Here is a 15,661-nt window from a genome sequence, read left to right on the forward strand (position 1 = left end):
CGCACAGCAGTAACTCGGTGGGTCTGCACGGTGCCTGACAGGAAGTCATCGAGGGGCGGCAGAACGTGAGCGAGGACCGCAGGGGTCAGGCCGAGGCCTTTGACGCCATCGGGCAGCACTACGACGACGCCTTCCCGCACAAGGAGGGCCAGTTGGCCGCGGGGCGCCTGCTGCTCGACGCGCTCGCGCCCGGCTCCCGGATTCTCGACGTGGGCTGCGGAACGGGTCTGCCCACCGCCCGGCAGCTGGCCGGATCGGGTCACACGGTGCTCGGTACGGACATCTCTTCGGGCATGCTCGAACTGGCGGGAAAGAACGTCCCGGCAGCGGAGTTCCGGCTACTGGACATCGCGGACCTCAGCGCCGAAGGGCCCGAAGGGGTCGGCACGTTCGATGCCGTCGCGTGCTTCTTCGCCCTGCTGATGCTGCCGCGCACGGAGATTCCCGGTGCGCTGCGGCGACTGCACTCGCTGCTGCGTCCCGGCGGCCTGATGGAGCTGTCCATGGTCGAGGCCGATCTGGACGACTCGGCAATTCCGTTCCTGGGGCACACGATCCGGGTATCGGGTTACCTGCGGGACGAACTGCGGCAGGTCGTGCGGGACGCGGGCTTCGAGATCACCGGCGAGGACACGTACTCGTACGCCCCCGCGAGCGCCGACGCACCACCGGAACACCAGGTCTTTCTGCACTGCCGACGCGGCTGAGCAACGTGCAACGCTGGACGGCGCGCACGGCGCGCAGCCCCGGACGGACGGATTCGAAACGCGTGACGGAGCACCTCACCCCCCACGAGGGTCGCAAGGCACCAAGTGGTCGCAAGGCACCAGGTGCCGGCGCGACCGCCCCCGCGGACCCGCGCGGGGCGCTGCTGCGTTCCCCCGAGACGCCTCAGGGCGGGGGCGCCGCCCTACCGGCACAGGCACGCACGGGCGACGCACCCTCGGGAGCCCCGATGACGTCAGGTGACGAGCACTCTCAGCCCTCCGCGTACTCCGCCGCCGAGCCCGACCCGCACCGGCCGCGCCCCGAGCCCGAGGGCGGCCCCGCGCTGCCGGGTCCTGAGCCGCAGGGCCCGCCGGACGGCGAGGAGCGGCGCACCGGACAGCCGAGGCCGCCGGGCACCGGGCCCACGGCGATGCGGCGCGACGGCGACCGGCTGCGCTACGTCGGCGCGGCCACCCGGCGCATCGCGCGCGGCATCGACCTCGACGAGATCGTGATGGGCCTGTGCCGGGCGACGGTGCCGACGTTCTCCGACGCGATCCTGGTCTACCTGCGCGACCCGCTCCCGGTCGGCGACGAGCGCCCCACCGGACCGCTCGTGCTCCGCCTGCGCCGCACCGACCGCCTCCGCTCCATCGACGGCAGCTCCGAGGAACCGGACACCGAGAGCGGCGGCACGGGCACGCTGCCCGCGCTCCAGGTCGTGCAGCCCGACATCACCGACGTCATGTCCACCGCCGAGCTGTGCGAGGTGCGTCCCGGCGGCGCGCTCGCCGAGGTCCTTCGGGGCGTACGCCCGGTCTTCGCTGACTCGGCGGCGGCCCGCGCGGCGCTGCCCGAGCTGCTCGGCGAGGGGCGCACGCTGCCGTCCGGGCAGCGGGCGATCCTGGCCCCGCTGCGGGGCAGGCGCCGGGTGATCGGCGCCGCGGTGTTCCTGCGCCGCCCTGACCGGCCCGCGTTCGAGGCGGACGACCTGCTGGTCGCCGCCCAGCTGGCCACGCACAGCGCGCTCGGCATCGACAAGGCCGTCCTGTACGGCCGCGAGGCGTACATCGCCGACGAGCTGCAGCGCACGATGCTGCCCGAGACCCTGCCGCGCCCCACCGGCGTGCGGCTCGCCTCGCGCTACCTCCCGGCGGCCGAGACGGCCCGGGTCGGCGGCGACTGGTACGACGCGATCCCGCTGCCCGGCAGCCGGGTCGCCCTGGTCGTGGGCGACGTCATGGGGCACTCCATGACGTCGGCGGCGATCATGGGCCAGCTGCGGACGACCGCGCAGACCCTCGCCGGTCTCGACCTGCCGCCCCAGGAGGTCCTGCACCACCTGGACGAGCAGGCCCAGCGGCTCGGCTCGGACCGCATGGCGACCTGCCTGTACGCGGTCTACGACCCGGTATCGCACCGCATCACCATCGCCAACGCGGGGCACCCGCCGCCCGTCCTGCTGCACCTGGGCGGCCGCGCCGAGGTCCTTCGGGTGCCGCCGGGCGCCCCGATCGGCGTGGGCGGCGTGGACTTCGAGGCGGTGGAGCTCGACGCCCCCGCGGGCGCGACGCTGCTCCTGTACACGGACGGGCTCGTCGAGTCCCGGCTCCGCGACGTGTGGACCGGCATAGAGCAGCTGCGTGAACGCCTCGCCGCCACCGCGCAGTTGACGGGACCCGACCACCCGCCGCCCCTGGAGGCCCTCTGCGACGAGGTGCTCGACATGCTCGGCCCCGGCGACCGGGACGACGACATCGCGCTGCTCGCCGCCCGCTTCGACGGGATCGCGCCCAGCGACGTCGCGTACTGGTTCCTGGAGCCCGAGGACGCGACGCCGTCCCGGGCCCGCCGCCTCGCCCGCAGCGCGCTGGTGCGCTGGGGCCTTGAGGACATGACGGACTCGGTGGAGCTCCTTGTCAGCGAGGTCGTCACCAACGCCGTGCGGTACGCCTCGCGCCCTGTCACGCTGCGGCTCCTCCGTACCGACGTGCTGCGCTGCGAGGTCGGCGACGACGTGCCGCAGCTGCCCAGGCTGCGGCAGGCGCGGGCGACAGACGAGGGCGGGCGCGGCCTGTACCTGGTCAACAAGATGGCGCGGCGGTGGGGCGCCACGCGCCTGAGCACCGGAAAGGTGGTCTGGTTCGAACTGAACCGGAATTAGACCCCGTCCAAATGTTGCCGACACCCAGTCGGCGGAGTTCACTGGCCTGTGTGCCCGAACCCCGCCCCTTGGGAGGAAGCGCATGACCTACACGACGAACAACGCCGGGATCCCGGTCGAGAGCGACGAGCATTCGCTCACCGTCGGCTCGACCGGGCCCATCCTGCTCCAGGACCACTACCTCATCGAGAAGATGGCCCAGTTCAATCGGGAGCGGGTTCCCGAGCGGGTGGTGCACGCCAAGGGTTCCGGAGCGTACGGAACCTTCGAGGTCACCAACGACGTCAGCGAGTTCACCAAGGCCGACCTCTTCCAGCCGGGCAGGCGCACAGAGATGCTGGCGCGCTTCTCGACCGTCGCGGGCGAACAGGGCTCCCCCGACACCTGGCGCGACCCCCGCGGCTTCGCGCTGAAGTTCTATACCGAGCACGGCAATTACGACATGGTCGGCAACAACACACCGGTCTTCTTCGTCCGTGACCCGATCAAGTTCCAGGACTTCATCCGCTCGCAGAAGCGCACGTTCGGCAGCGCGCTGCGCGACCACGACATGCAGTGGGACTTCTGGACCCTCTCGCCCGAGTCGGCGCACATGGTGACGTGGCTGATGGGCGACCGCGGCATCCCCAGGACGTACCGCCACATGAACGGGTACAGCTCGCACACCTACATGTGGATCAACGGCGGCGGCGCGAAGTTCTGGGTGAAGTACCACTTCAAGACGGACCAGGGCATCGAGTTCCTCGCCCAGGACGAGGCCGACACGCTCGCGGGCACCGACGGCGACGCGCACCGCCGCGATCTGTACGAGTCGATCGCGCGTGGCGAGCACCCGAGCTGGACGCTGAAGGTCCAGATCATGCCGTTCGAGGACGCGGCGGACTACCGCTTCAACCCGTTCGACCTGACGAAGGTGTGGCCGCACGGCGACTACCCGCTGATCGACGTCGGCAGGATGACGCTGGACAAGAACCCCGAGGACTACTTCGTCCACATCGAGCAGGCGGCGTTCGAGCCCTCCAACATGGTGCCGGGCATCGGTCCTTCCCCGGACAAGATGCTGCTCGGGCGGCTCTTCTCCTACCCGGACACGCACCGCTACCGGATCGGCCCCAACTACGCGCAGCTGCCGCCCAACCACGCGCGTTCGCCGATCAGTTCGTACGCCAAGGACGGCCCGATGCGCCACGAGCCCGCGAACGTGGCGCGTCCCTACGCCCCCAACTCCTACGGGGGCCCCGCGGCGGCCGCACAGCAGTCCGTCGACCCCGCGGGCTGGCAGGTGGTGGGCGAGATGGTCCGCGAGGCGTACGCACTACACGCCGAGGACGACGACTTCGGCCAGGCGGGCACGCAGGTCAGGCAGGTCCTCGACGACGCCCAGCGCGAGCGTCTGGTGGGCAACATCAGCGGCCATCTGCTCGACGGCGTCTCCGAGCCGGTGCTCGACCGCGCCCTGCAGTACTGGCGCAACGTCGACAAGGACCTCGGCGACCGGGTCGCGGCGAAGGTCGGCGACGGCTGACGGCCCCCGCAGGACCACGCAGGAGCACGCAGAACGCGGAAGGCGCCCCGAACCATCCGGTTCGGGGCGCCTTCCATGCGTGCCGGGACGTCAGTCTCTGCCCGACAGCGAGTCGTCCGGATCCTCCGGGATCCCGACGGAGCTCGACGGGTCCGGATCCTGGGTGGGCGGCTTGATCGTCGGAGTCGGCGTCGTCGGCGGCGCCGTGGGCGTCGTCGGCGTGGACGTCGGCTCGGTCGGCTTCGTCGTCGGCTTCTTCGTCGGGTCGTCGTCCGGCTTCGTCGGCTCGTCCGTCGGCTCCGTGGTCTTCTCGGGCGTCGGCTCCACGGGCGGCGCGATGGCCGCGCCCATGCTCGTGTCCAGGTCGAACTCGCTGGGCGCGCCCATCGCGTCGAACGTGTACGCGGCCCAGATCTCGGCGGGGAAGCCGGAGCCGTTGACGCGCGGGAAGCCGCCCGCGCCCTTCATGGACACCTGCTTGTGCTGCTCGTCGGTGCCCTGGGCGCCCTCGCCGAACAGGCCGACCGAGGTGACGAGCTTGGGCGTGTAGCCGGTGAACCAGGCCGACTTGTTGTCGTCGGAGGTACCGGTCTTGCCCGCGATGTCCTGCGAGGCGTTGCGCACCGCCTTGCCCGTACCGTCGTCGACCACACCGGTCAGGACCGAGGTGAGCGAGTCGGCGGTGCCGCGCTTGATGACCTGGTCGCCGATCGGGTCCGGCAGGTCGACGGTGCGGTCCTTGTGCTCGACGGAGGCGACGAGGGCCGGGGTGACCTTCTTGCCGTGGTTGTCGAGCGTGGCGTAGACGCCCGCCATCTCGAGCGGGCTCGCGCCCATGGAGCCGAGGGTCTGGGCGGGCACCGCGGGCAGGCCCTTGACGTTCATGCCGAGCTTGCCCGCCATGTCCATGACCTCGGGCATCCCGACGTCCACGCCCATCTGCGCGAAGACGGAGTTGACGGACTTGTTCATCGCCTTCTGGACGGTGACGGGTCCGTAGTTGACGTCGTCCTCGTTCGGCGGGGCGAAGCCGATGTCGCTGCCCTTGACCGGGCGCTTGCTGGTGCCGTCGTAGACGGTGCTCGCCGTGATCGGGTTGCCGTCCTGCGTCCGCGCGCCGTTCTCCAGGGCCGCGGCGAGGATCAGCGGCTTGAAGGTGGAGGCCGACTGGTAGTCACGGCGGGTGGCGTTGTTCGTGTAGTGCTTCACGTAGTCCTCGCCGCCGTACATGGCGAGGACCTTGCCCGTCTTGGGGTCGACGGACGCGGCGCCCGCCTGGACCCGCGCGTCCGCCTTGCTCTTCTTGCGGTCGATCTTGTCGTTCAGCTTCGCGTCGACGGCCTTCTCGAGCTGCTTCTGCTTCTTCGGGTCGATGTTCAGCGTGACCGTGTAGCCACCGGCCTCGAACTCGGCCTCGCTGAGGCCGCTGTCGCGCAGCACCTCGCGCTTGGCCTCCTCCACCAGGTAACCGATCTGGCCCTCGCGGCCGGGCGGCGCCTTGGGGTCCTCGGGCGTGGGGAACTTCATCCCGGCCCGCTCGCCCGAGTCCAGCCAGTCCTCCTCGACCATGTTGTCGAGGACGTAGTTCCAGCGCTGCTTGACCAGCTTCTTGCCGGTCGGCGACGCGACCGCCCAGTCGTACTGGCTGGGCGCCTGGAGCAGGGCGGCGAGATAGGCGCCCTGCCGCACGTTCAGCTTCTTGGCGTCGATGCCGTAGTAGGCCTGGGCGGCGGCCTGGATGCCGTAGGCGCCGCGGCCGTAGTAGCTGGTGTTGATGTAGCCCGCGAGGATGTCGTCCTTGCTCGTCTCGCGGTCCACCTTCAGCGAGACGACGAGCTCCTTCAGCTTGCGGCTGACGGTCTGGTCCTGGCTGAGGTAGTAGTTCTTCACGTACTGCTGGGTGATCGTCGAGCCGCCCTGCTTGCCCTTGCCGGTCACCGTGTTGAGGACGCCGCGGGCCGTGCCCTTGAAGTCGATGCCCTCGTCCTTGTAGAAGGACTTGTTCTCGGCGGCGACGAAGGTCTTCTGGACCGCCTCGGGGACCTTGTCCAGGTCGACGATCTCGCGGTTCACGTCGCCCGTGCGCGCGATGACCTTGCCGTTGCTGTACCGGTAGACGTTGCTCTGCTTCTTCGCGGCGGCATTGCCCTCGGGGATGTCCACCACGAGGTACAGGATCACGAAACCGAGCATGCCGAGCAGGATGAACCCGAAGAACGTCCCGAGGATCTTCTTCCAGGTGAAGAAGCGGCGTATGCCGGTGCGCTTGCCGCCGGACGGGCGCCCGCGGCGCGCTGCCCTGCGGGCACCGCGCTGGCGCGCTTGTCGTGCTTCGGCTCGGCCCATGACTGAGAGTGCTCCGCTTCCGTCTAGTCCTCATGCGTACGTCGAGTCAGCTCATGAAGCTAACACCGCACCTCGGGGCAAACTCCTGCCGATCCGGTCTTTTCCGGACGTGACAATGAGCACCTGTCCCTATGAAACCGACGATCCCACGGCCCAGATGGTTGCCCAGGAGTCGAACCTGTGAGCTCTAAACCGAGCGTATACATCGCACGTATACACACGGTGTAGAGTGCTCCACATGTCCATTGGCCACACCCTTCTGGGACTCCTCGAGTCGGGCCCCCGGCACGGCTACGACCTCAAACGCGCGTTCGACGAGCGGTTCGGGCACGACAAGCCCCTGCACTACGGGCAGGTCTACTCGACCATGTCCCGGCTGCTGAAGAACGGCCTCGTCGAGGTCGACGGCATAGAGGCGGGCGAGGGCCCGGAGCGCAAGCGGTACGCGATCACCGAGGCCGGCATCACCGACGTCCAGCAGTGGCTGGCCACGCCGGAGAAGCCGGAGCCCTACCTCCAGTCGACCCTCTACACCAAGGTCGTCCTGGCCCTGCTCACCGGCCGCGACGCGGGCGAGCTCCTCGACGTGCAGCGCGCCGAACACCTGCGCCTGATGCGCATACTCACCGATCGCAAGCGCAAGGGCGATCTCGCCGATCAGCTCATCTGCGACCACGCGCTCTTCCATCTCGAAGCCGATCTGCGCTGGCTGGAACTGGCCACCGCGCGGCTCGGCAAGCTCGCCCAGGAGGTGCGCTCCGCATGACCCCCGCAGGTTCTCTCCTCGTGGCCGACGGACTCCGCAAGGTCTACGGCCCCACGACCGCGCTCGACGGCGCCGACTTCTCCATCCACCCCGGCGAGGTCGTCGCCGTCATGGGCCCCTCCGGCTCCGGCAAGTCGACGCTGCTGCACTGCCTGGCAGGGATCGTGCGGCCCGACTCGGGCTCCATCACGTACGGCGGCCGTGAGCTGACCGGCATGTCCGACACCCAGCTCAGCGCCCTGCGCCGCAGCGAGTTCGGCTTCGTCTTCCAGTTCGGCCAGCTGGTCCCCGAGCTGACCTGCGTGGAGAACGTCGCGCTTCCGCTGCGGATGAACGGCGTGAAGCGCAAGGAGGCCGAGGCCACCGCGCTGGCCTGGATGGACCGGCTCGACGTCGCCGAGGTGCGCGACAAGCGGCCCGGCGAGGTCTCCGGCGGCCAGGGCCAGCGCGTCGCCGTGGCCCGCTCCCTCGCCCCGAGCCCGCGCGTGATCTTCGCCGACGAGCCGACCGGCGCGCTCGACTCCCTCAACGGCGAGCGCGTCATGGAGATGCTCACGGACGCCGCCCGCTCCACCAACGCCGCCGTCGTCCTGGTCACCCACGAGACCCGCGTCGCCGCGTACTCGGACCGCGAGATCGTCGTGCGGGACGGCAAGTCCCGCGACATGGAGCGGGCCTCATGAGTGACACCCGAGTGCGCTCCGAGCCCTCGATAGCGGTGCCGACCGCCGTGGCCCCGACCGGAGTCGCCGCCTGGATGCGCGACCTGGGCATGGGCATACGGTTCGCGACGGGCGGCGGCCGCGAGGGCTGGATCCGCACGATCCTGACCGCCCTCGGCGTCGGCCTCGGCGTGGCGCTGCTGCTCGGCGCTGCGTCGGTGCCGAACATGCTGCAGAACCGCGACGACCGGTCGTTCGCCCGCACGCCGCACTCCTCCTTCGACGGCAAGCCGCTCAAGGCGACCGATTCGACGGTGGTCATCCGCGACACCGGCACCACCTTCCGCGGGAAGAGCCCGACCGGCCTCTTCCTGCGCGCCGACGGCAAGAGCCCGGAGCTGCCGCCGGGACTCGACAAGATCCCCGCGGCCGGCGAGATGGTCGTCTCGCCCGCGCTGCGCGACCTGCTCGACGACCCGGCGAACAAGCTCCTGAAGGAACGCTTCGGCGACTACCGCGTGACCGGCACCATCGGCAAGGCGGGCCTCCTCTCGCCGGTGGAGCTCTTCTACTACGCGGGCAGCGACAAGATCACCGCGACGGGCAACAACTACCGCGTCCAGAGCTTCGGGCAGGACAACTCGCTGCCCCTCGACCCGTTCCTGATGGCACTGGTCGTGCTGATCTGCGTCGTGCTCCTCACCCCGGTGGCGATCTTCATCGGTACGGCCGTGCGGTTCGGCGGCGAACGGCGCGACCGGCGGCTCGCGGCCCTGCGCCTGGTCGGCGCGGACGCCCGCGCGGTGCGCAGGATCGCGGCGGGCGAGGCGTTGTTCGGCGCGCTCGTCGGGCTCGCGGCGGGCGCCGTGTTCTTCCTGCTCCTACGGGAGTTGGTGGGCGTGGTCGACATGACGAACGTCAGCGCCTACCCGTCGGACATGGTGCCCTCGCTCGGCCTGGTGGCCCTCGTCGCGGTGGCCGTGCCGGTGTCGGCGGTCCTGGTGACGCTGCTCTCGCTGCGCTCGGTCGCCATCGAACCGCTCGGGGTGTTCCGGGGCACCAAGCAGCGCAAGCGCCGCCTGTGGTGGCGGCTCGCCCTGCCGGTCCTCGGCATCGGCACCCTGCTCTACTCCGGCCGCATCGACCGCAGCATGGGCAACGAGGCCGTCAACGTCACGGCGATCGCGGTGGGTTCGGCGCTCTCCCTGATCGGGCTCAGCGCGCTGCTTCCCTGGCTCGTCGAGGCCGTCGTGGGACGACTGCGCGGCGGGCCCGTGCCCTGGCAGCTCGCCGTCCGCAGGCTTCAGCTGACCACCGGCACCGCGTCCCGCGCGGTCAGCGGGATCACCGTCGCGGTGGCGGGCGCGGTGGCGCTGCAGATGATGTTCGCGTCCATGCACGACGACTTCAACGAGATGACGGGCCAGGACACCACGCGCGCCCAGCTCACGGTCCGCAGCGGGGCCGCGAGCGGCCCGCTCGCCCAGCGGATGATCGACGACTTCACCGCGACCAAGGGCGTCACCAAGGTCATCGGGACCGTGCAGGCGTTCGTCACCCGGCCCGACGGCAAGAAGGTCAGGGACATGACGCCGACCACGGAGGTGACCATCGGCACCTGCGCGACCCTGCGCGAGCTGGCGAACCTCAACTCCTGCAAGGACGGCGACGTCTTCGTCTCGCACACGGGCAGCAAGGAGCAGAACGGCTGGGTGGACCAGACGGCGCGCCCCGGCAAGCCGGTCAACATCGGGCCCGACCCCGACTTCAACAAGAACGCCAAGCAGGTCCTGTGGACGCTGCCGAAGGACACGCCCACCGTCCAGGCGCGGACCAACCCGTCCGGCAGGAAGATCGACGGCATCTTCGCGACGCCGAGCGCCATCGACATCAAGAAGCTGGACGACGCGTCGACGACCTCCTGGGTCAAGACCGACCCGAAGGTGGCGGACGCCGAGGAGTACGTGCGCAACACGGCGATCCGCATCGATCCGTTCATCGGCGTGGACACCCTGAAGTCGGTCGACCGCGACAAGCAGTACGCGTCCATCGCGCGCGGTCTGCAGATCGGCGCGACCGCCACGATGGCGCTGATCGCGGCGTCCATGCTGGTCTCGATGATCGAGCAACTACGGGAGCGCAAGCGGCTCCTCGCGGTTCTCACCGCGTTCGGCACGCGCCGCTCGTCGATGGCGTGGTCGCTCCTGTGGCAGACGGCACTGCCGGTGGCCCTCGGCCTCGGCCTCGCGATCGTCGGCGGCCTCGGCCTGGGCGTGGTGATGACCCGCATGATCGACAAGGGGGTCACCGACTGGTGGTCGTTCCTGCCGCTGACGGGCGCGGGCGCGGCGATGGTCGCGATCGTGACGCTCCTCAGCCTGCCGCCCCTGCGCAGGATGATGCGCCCGGACGGCCTCCGCACGGAGTAGTGCCCCTTAAGGGGCGCGGGGAACTGCGCGCTCAGCCACACGCGGCCCGCGGAATACCGAGACGGCCGTCGCACGGGAACGCCGGTGCGGGTTCACACAACCCGCACCGGCAACGGCCGCACCGCACCCTGGAGGGCAAGCGCCAACTCCTCGTACTCCGCCCCCCGCGCAGCACCACTCCGCATCGCGAGCGCGATCCGCCGCGTAGGCGCCGGATCCGCGAAGTACCCTGTCAGCAGCTGATTGCTCCGACTGGTCTCCACCCGAACCGCGGTGCGCGGCAGGAGCGTCACCCCGAGCCCTCCGGCCACCAGTTGGACGAGGGTGGAGAGCCCGGCGGCGGTCGTGGTCACCGGGGCGTCCGCGCGGCCCGCCTCGCGGCAGATGTCGAGCGCCTGGTCACGCAGGCAGTGCCCCTCGTCGAGGAGCAGCAGGTTCAGCTCCTTGAGCGCCTCGCGCGGAATGCCCTCGCGGCCGCCGAGCCAGTGGTCGAGGGGCGTCACGAGCACGAAGTCCTCGTCGAACAAGGGGAGTTCGGTCACTCCGGGCACACCGAGGGGCACGGCGAGCAGCAGCAGGTCGAGCCGTCCCGCCGCGAGCCCTTCGAGGAGCGAGGAGGTCTGCTCCTCGTGCACCTGGAGGTCGAGGTCCGGGTACCTCTCGTGCACCAGCGTGATCACCGTCGGCAGCAGGTACGGCGCCACGGTCGGGATCACGCCGAGCCGCAGCGCCCCGGTGAACGGCGCGCGGACCGCGTCGGCCTCCTCCATCAGCGCGCCGACCTCGTCGAGCACCGCCTTGGCGCGCACCGCGAGCCGCTCCCCCGCCGACGAGAGCAGCACCTTGCGCGTCGTACGCTCCAGGAGGGTCACTCCGAGTACGTCCTCAAGCGCGGAGACGGCGCCGGACAGCGCGGGCTGGCTCATCCCTATCGCGGCGGCCGCGTCCCTGAAGTGCAGGTGTTCCGCGACGGCGGTGAAGGCCCGCAGCTGGGCGAGGCTCGGCTGGCGCGCGCCTCTCTTGGTGACGGCGGTGACGGCCTTGGGGGTGGCCACGGGCTCTCCTCTTTACGACGGCGACTGATAGCTGGAACCGATCAACACGACCCACTCTAGCTATTTCCCTAATCAATGCACCCTGTGCCACCATCGACAGCAGTCCAACCCCCCAGGAAACTCCCCAAAAGGGATTTTCTTTGCTGCAAGGAGAGCGCGTGCTCACTGTCGGTGACAAGTTCCCCGAGTTCGACCTGACTGCCTGTGTCTCGATGGAGAAGGGCTCGGAGTTCGAGCAGATCAACCACAAGACCTACGAGGGCAAGTGGAAGATCGTCTTCGCGTGGCCCAAGGACTTCACCTTCGTGTGCCCGACCGAGATCGCGGCCTTCGGCAAGCTGAACGACGAGTTCGCCGACCGTGACGCCCAGATCCTCGGCTTCTCCGGCGACTCCGAGTTCGTGCACCACGCCTGGCGCAAGGACCACCCGGACCTCACCGACCTGCCCTTCCCGATGCTGGCCGACTCGAAGCACGAGCTCATGCGTGACCTCGGCATCGAGGGCGAGGACGGCTTCGCGCAGCGCGCCGTCTTCATCGTCGACCAGAACAACGAGATCCAGTTCACGATGGTGACCGCGGGCTCCGTCGGCCGTAACCCGAAGGAGGTCCTCCGGGTCCTGGACGCGCTCCAGACGGACGAGCTCTGCCCGTGCAACTGGTCCAAGGGCGACGAGACCCTCGACCCGGTCGCGCTGCTCTCGGGCGAGTGAACGGAGCCTTCTGACATGGCACTCGACGAACTGAAGTCCGCCATACCGGACTACGCCAAGGACCTCCGCCTGAACCTGGGCTCGGTCATCGGCAACAGCGACCTGCCGCAGCAGCAGCTGTGGGGCACCGTGCTGGCCTGCGCCATCGCGTCCCGCTCCCCGAAGGTGCTGCGCGAGCTGGAGCCCGAGGCGAAGGCGAACCTCTCCCCCGAGGCGTACACGGCCGCCAAGTCGGCCGCCGCCATCATGGCGATGAACAACGTCTTCTACCGCACGCGCCACCTGCTCTCCGACGCGGAGTACGGGACGATGCGCGCCGGTCTGCGGATGAACGTCATCGGCAACCCGGGCGTCGAGAAGGTCGACTTCGAGCTGTGGTCCCTCGCGGTCTCCGCGATCAACGGCTGCGGCCAGTGCCTGGACTCGCACGAGCAGGTCCTGCGCAAGGCCGGCGTCGACCGCGAGACGATCCAGGAGGCCTTCAAGGTCGCCTCGGTCATCCAGGCGGTCGGCGTAACGCTTGATTCTGAGGCTCACTTGGCGGAGTAGTCCGCCCTGTCGATCACCGGCTCCGCCGGGTTCGTCCTCAAACGCCGGACGGGCTGGATACATCCAGCCCGTCCGGCGTTTCGCGTATGCCCAGACCTACTTCGGCGACTCCACAGGAGCGACGTCCGTAGCCGTCGCCCCCCTCGGCTGCGGCGACTGCTTGAGCGCCGCCTCCCTGGAGTACGCCCGCAGATATCCCACGACCGTGTTCGTCACGGCCACGAGCGGCACCGCGACCACCGCGCCGCCGATCCCGGCGACGAGACCGCCCGCCGCGACCGAGAGCACGACCGCCAGCGGATGCACCCGCACCGCGCGGCCCAGGATGAACGGCTGCAGGATGTGGCCCTCGATCTGCTGTACGGCGAGGACCACGGCCAACGCCATCACCGCGGTGAACACGCCCTGCGTGACCAGTGCGACGACCACCGCGAGCGCGCCCGAGATCACGGCGCCGACCAGCGGGATGAACGCGAACAGGAAGATGAAGACGGCGAGCGGCACCGCCATCGGCACCCCGAGGAAGTAGATGCCGAGGCCGATGAAGATCGCGTCGATCAGAGCCACTATCACCGTGCCGCGCACGTACGCGGTGAGCGTGCGCCAGGCCCGCGGGCCCGCGCCCTCGACACCGGGCCGCGCCTGGGCGGGCACCAGCTTCAGCGTCCACTGCCAGATCCGCTTGCCGTCGTACAGCAGGAACAGCGTCGAGAACATCGCGAGCAGGATGCCCGTCATCGCCTCGACGATGACCGTGACGCCCTCCAGGCCCGCGGAGGTCAGCTCCTCGGTGTTGGCGCCGACCGCGTCGCGCAGGCTCTTGGCGATGTCGTTGATCTGATCCTCGGTCACGTGGAAGGGGCTGTTCAGCAGCCACTTGCGCAGATCCTCGATGCCGCCCTGGACCTGCCGCGACAGTTCGTCGACGTTGTCCATGACCTGCCAGACCACGAACCAGCCGACCAGGCCCATGATCACGAAGCCGAGGATCGCGGTGACGGCCGTCGCGAGCCCGCGCGGCAGACCGAGCCGCTTGAGCCTGGCCACCGTCGGCTGCAGCATCGCGGTGATCAGCAGAGCGGCCACGAAGGCGAGCACCACCAACTGCACCGCGCTGATGACCTTCATCAGCACCCAGAGCGTGCCCGCGAGGACGAGCAGCCGCCAGCCGGCCTCGGCCGCGACCCGCATCCCCCACGGCACGGCCGCGACGGGGTCGGGTCTGGCCGCTATGGCCGGTGCGTAGGCGGGCGGCGGGGGCACGTGCTCGTGCTCGGCGCCCTGCTCCTCCGCGTCGTCCTCGACGCAGTCGCGACTGCGACCGTGCTCGTGGCCGCCGTCGCGCTCCCTGGCCTCCCTGGCCAGGTCGTCGCGGACCTCACGCTCCACGTCGTCGCCGTCGTCGACGTCCTTGTCGCGGCGCTGCTCGTTCAACCGCTCGCTCATCTCGCTCAGGCCTGCGCCGAGCCGCCCGAGCCACCCTGGCACTCGCGACATGATCCGTCCTCTTCCCCCGTCTTTCCCCACCACTCCCCCCTGGAGCTGTCCGGACCGACCGTACACGTGCGAGACCCCTCACCGAAGGACGGTGAGGGGCCTCGAAAGGTTGAGCACGGCAGCGGCCTGTGAGGGCCTAGTACCAGTTGTTCGCCTGCCAGAAGGACCAGGCACCGCACGGGCTGCCGTAGCGGTCGTTCATGTAGTTCAGGCCCCACTTGATCTGCGTGGCGGGGTTCGTCTGCCAGTCGGCGCCGGCCGACGACATCTTGGAACCCGGCAGTGCCTGAACGAGGCCGTACGCGCCCGAAGAGGCGTTGGTGGCCTTGTAGTTCCACGTCGACTCGTGGTTGACGATGTTGCTGAAGCACTGGAACTGGTCCCCGGGGACCATCTGCCGTGCCATCGCCTGGACCTGCGAGACGGAGTAGGAGCTCTGGGGAGCGAAGCTGGAGGCGTCGCGTCCGGAGGAACGGCTGGCCTTGGTCTCGGCCTTCTCCTCGCGCTCCTTCTTGGCGGCGGCCTTCTCGGCTGCCTCGGCCTTCTCCGCCTTCGCCGCGGCCTTCTGCTTCTCGATCGCCGATGCGGCGGCCTGCTTGCGGGCCTCCTCCGCGGCGGTCTTCTTGGCAGCGGTGTCGGCGGCCATCGCCTGCGCGTCGGCCTGCTGCGTCAGAGAAGCGGTCTGGACCTGGGCCTGCTGGCCCGCGGGTATGTCTGCGAGGAGCGTCGCGTCGCTTGCCGCTGCCTCGAGGTCGTTCGTATTCGAGGGCTGGGTGTCGCCCGAAGCCACACCCACGACAGCGCCGACGGTGGTGACCGCGGTGGCAGATGCCACGGCGAATCCCCGGACCGAAATCCGGCTCACACGGTTTCCTTCCAGCATCGCCCGCATAGGTGACCTCGCGGACGCAATCGTGCCCCTGGCGCTGGCCTCCGCTTGCTACTCGGTCACGGGAGGCACGGGCCCGGTGGACAACTCCCGCTATGGGAGCGCCGCGTGGTGCTCGGGCGGCATGCGACGGCCACTATGAAGTTCTGTTGTGCTTGTACCGCTGGGGGTACACGTGTGTCGCATGCGGGGCCTGACAGGACCCAGACTCTGCCCCAGCCGTACGCCGCAAGGCAATTCTCTGTTGCGTGGGAAAGCTCACACCCCGTTTGCCCCAGGAGTTTTCTGGAAACCGGGGCGCATCAAGACGCCGCCCGGCTAAGCTCCTTCGCTTTGCCGGGCGGCGCCTCGTGCGGCA

Annotated in this window: 12 protein-coding genes; 8 read left to right on the plus strand and 4 right to left on the minus strand. The window is 69.7% G+C overall.

From position 1 onward, the window contains the following. Positions 1 to 65 precede the first annotated feature (65 nt). The 3 genes from CP970_RS15285 to CP970_RS15295 all read left to right on the plus strand — a co-directional run bounded on the left by CP970_RS15285 (position 66) and on the right by CP970_RS15295 (position 4,397). A complete protein-coding gene (locus CP970_RS15285) occupies positions 66 to 707 on the plus strand; it encodes a class I SAM-dependent methyltransferase (protein WP_224058445.1) in 642 nt (213 codons plus the stop codon). A 62-nt stretch (positions 708 to 769) separates the two neighbouring features. Next, on the plus strand, positions 770 to 2,872 hold the full coding sequence (locus tag CP970_RS15290) for a SpoIIE family protein phosphatase (RefSeq protein ID WP_398655142.1): 2,103 nt from the start codon (positions 770 to 772) through the stop codon (positions 2,870 to 2,872). Between the two features lie 82 nt (positions 2,873 to 2,954). Continuing rightward, positions 2,955 to 4,397: a catalase gene (locus tag CP970_RS15295; RefSeq protein WP_055551310.1), complete on the plus strand. Its 1,443-nt coding sequence runs from the start codon at positions 2,955 to 2,957 to the stop codon at positions 4,395 to 4,397. A 90-nt stretch (positions 4,398 to 4,487) separates the two neighbouring features. Here the strand turns inward: CP970_RS15295 and CP970_RS15300 are convergent, their stop codons facing one another. Then, the gene (locus CP970_RS15300) at positions 4,488 to 6,743 is read right to left on the minus strand and encodes a transglycosylase domain-containing protein (RefSeq protein ID WP_055551312.1); all 2,256 of its coding nucleotides are present in this window, start codon (positions 6,741 to 6,743) and stop codon (positions 4,488 to 4,490) included. A gap of 238 nt (positions 6,744 to 6,981) precedes the next feature. Here CP970_RS15300 and CP970_RS15305 point away from each other — a divergent pair, with 238 nt between their 5' ends. From CP970_RS15305 to CP970_RS15315, 3 genes are read left to right on the plus strand one after another with little or no spacing between them, the layout of a single operon-like run. Next, entirely contained in the window at positions 6,982 to 7,509 is a 528-nt protein-coding gene (locus CP970_RS15305; RefSeq protein ID WP_055551314.1) for a PadR family transcriptional regulator, read from the plus strand. Next, positions 7,506 to 8,192, plus strand: coding sequence for an ABC transporter ATP-binding protein (locus CP970_RS15310; RefSeq protein WP_055551316.1), 687 nt, complete (start codon positions 7,506 to 7,508; stop codon positions 8,190 to 8,192). The genes CP970_RS15305 and CP970_RS15310 overlap by 4 nt, the downstream gene beginning before the upstream one ends. Further along, positions 8,189 to 10,600 carry an FtsX-like permease family protein gene (locus CP970_RS15315; RefSeq protein WP_055551318.1) on the plus strand — a complete coding sequence of 804 codons (2,412 nt, stop codon included), beginning with the start codon at positions 8,189 to 8,191 and terminating at the stop codon, positions 10,598 to 10,600. Before CP970_RS15310 ends, CP970_RS15315 begins: the two co-directional genes overlap by 4 nt. A gap of 92 nt (positions 10,601 to 10,692) precedes the next feature. Here CP970_RS15315 and CP970_RS15320 read toward each other — a convergent pair whose 3' ends face one another. Continuing rightward, positions 10,693 to 11,655, minus strand: coding sequence for a LysR substrate-binding domain-containing protein (locus tag CP970_RS15320; protein ID WP_055551320.1), 963 nt, complete (start codon positions 11,653 to 11,655; stop codon positions 10,693 to 10,695). Between the two features lie 158 nt (positions 11,656 to 11,813). Here CP970_RS15320 and CP970_RS15325 point away from each other — a divergent pair, with 158 nt between their 5' ends. Both CP970_RS15325 and CP970_RS15330 read left to right on the plus strand, forming a co-directional pair. Next, entirely contained in the window at positions 11,814 to 12,368 is a 555-nt protein-coding gene (locus CP970_RS15325; protein WP_055551322.1) for a peroxiredoxin, read from the plus strand. A 15-nt stretch (positions 12,369 to 12,383) separates the two neighbouring features. Beyond that, positions 12,384 to 12,917: an alkyl hydroperoxide reductase gene (locus tag CP970_RS15330; RefSeq protein WP_055551324.1), complete on the plus strand. Its 534-nt coding sequence runs from the start codon at positions 12,384 to 12,386 to the stop codon at positions 12,915 to 12,917. Positions 12,918 to 13,013: 96 nt separating this feature from the next. Here CP970_RS15330 and CP970_RS15335 read toward each other — a convergent pair whose 3' ends face one another. Continuing rightward, on the minus strand, positions 13,014 to 14,414 hold the full coding sequence (locus CP970_RS15335) for an AI-2E family transporter (RefSeq protein ID WP_055551326.1): 1,401 nt from the start codon (positions 14,412 to 14,414) through the stop codon (positions 13,014 to 13,016). A 136-nt stretch (positions 14,415 to 14,550) separates the two neighbouring features. Continuing rightward, complete coding sequence (locus tag CP970_RS15340; protein WP_055551328.1) at positions 14,551 to 15,279, minus strand: lytic transglycosylase domain-containing protein; 729 nt, start codon at positions 15,277 to 15,279, stop codon at positions 14,551 to 14,553. Positions 15,280 to 15,661 lie beyond the last annotated feature (382 nt).

The sequence above is a fragment of the Streptomyces kanamyceticus genome, assembly GCF_008704495.1.
In the GTDB taxonomy this organism is placed as follows: Bacteria; Actinomycetota; Actinomycetes; order Streptomycetales; family Streptomycetaceae; genus Streptomyces; species Streptomyces kanamyceticus.

Excerpts from the sequence above, each read along its gene's own strand:
- CP970_RS15335 (WP_055551326.1), bottom strand. The coding sequence starts at position 14,414 with ATGTCGCGAGTGCCAGGGTGGCTCGGGCGGCTCGGCGCAGGCCTGAGC.
- CP970_RS15305 (WP_055551314.1), top strand. The coding sequence starts at position 6,982 with ATGTCCATTGGCCACACCCTTCTGGGACTCCTCGAGTCGGGCCCCCGG.
- CP970_RS15310 (WP_055551316.1), top strand. The coding sequence starts at position 7,506 with ATGACCCCCGCAGGTTCTCTCCTCGTGGCCGACGGACTCCGCAAGGTC.
- CP970_RS15300 (WP_055551312.1), bottom strand. The coding sequence starts at position 6,743 with ATGGGCCGAGCCGAAGCACGACAAGCGCGCCAGCGCGGTGCCCGCAGG.
- CP970_RS15330 (WP_055551324.1), top strand. The coding sequence starts at position 12,384 with ATGGCACTCGACGAACTGAAGTCCGCCATACCGGACTACGCCAAGGAC.
- CP970_RS15315 (WP_055551318.1), top strand. The coding sequence starts at position 8,189 with ATGAGTGACACCCGAGTGCGCTCCGAGCCCTCGATAGCGGTGCCGACC.
- CP970_RS15295 (WP_055551310.1), top strand. The coding sequence starts at position 2,955 with ATGACCTACACGACGAACAACGCCGGGATCCCGGTCGAGAGCGACGAG.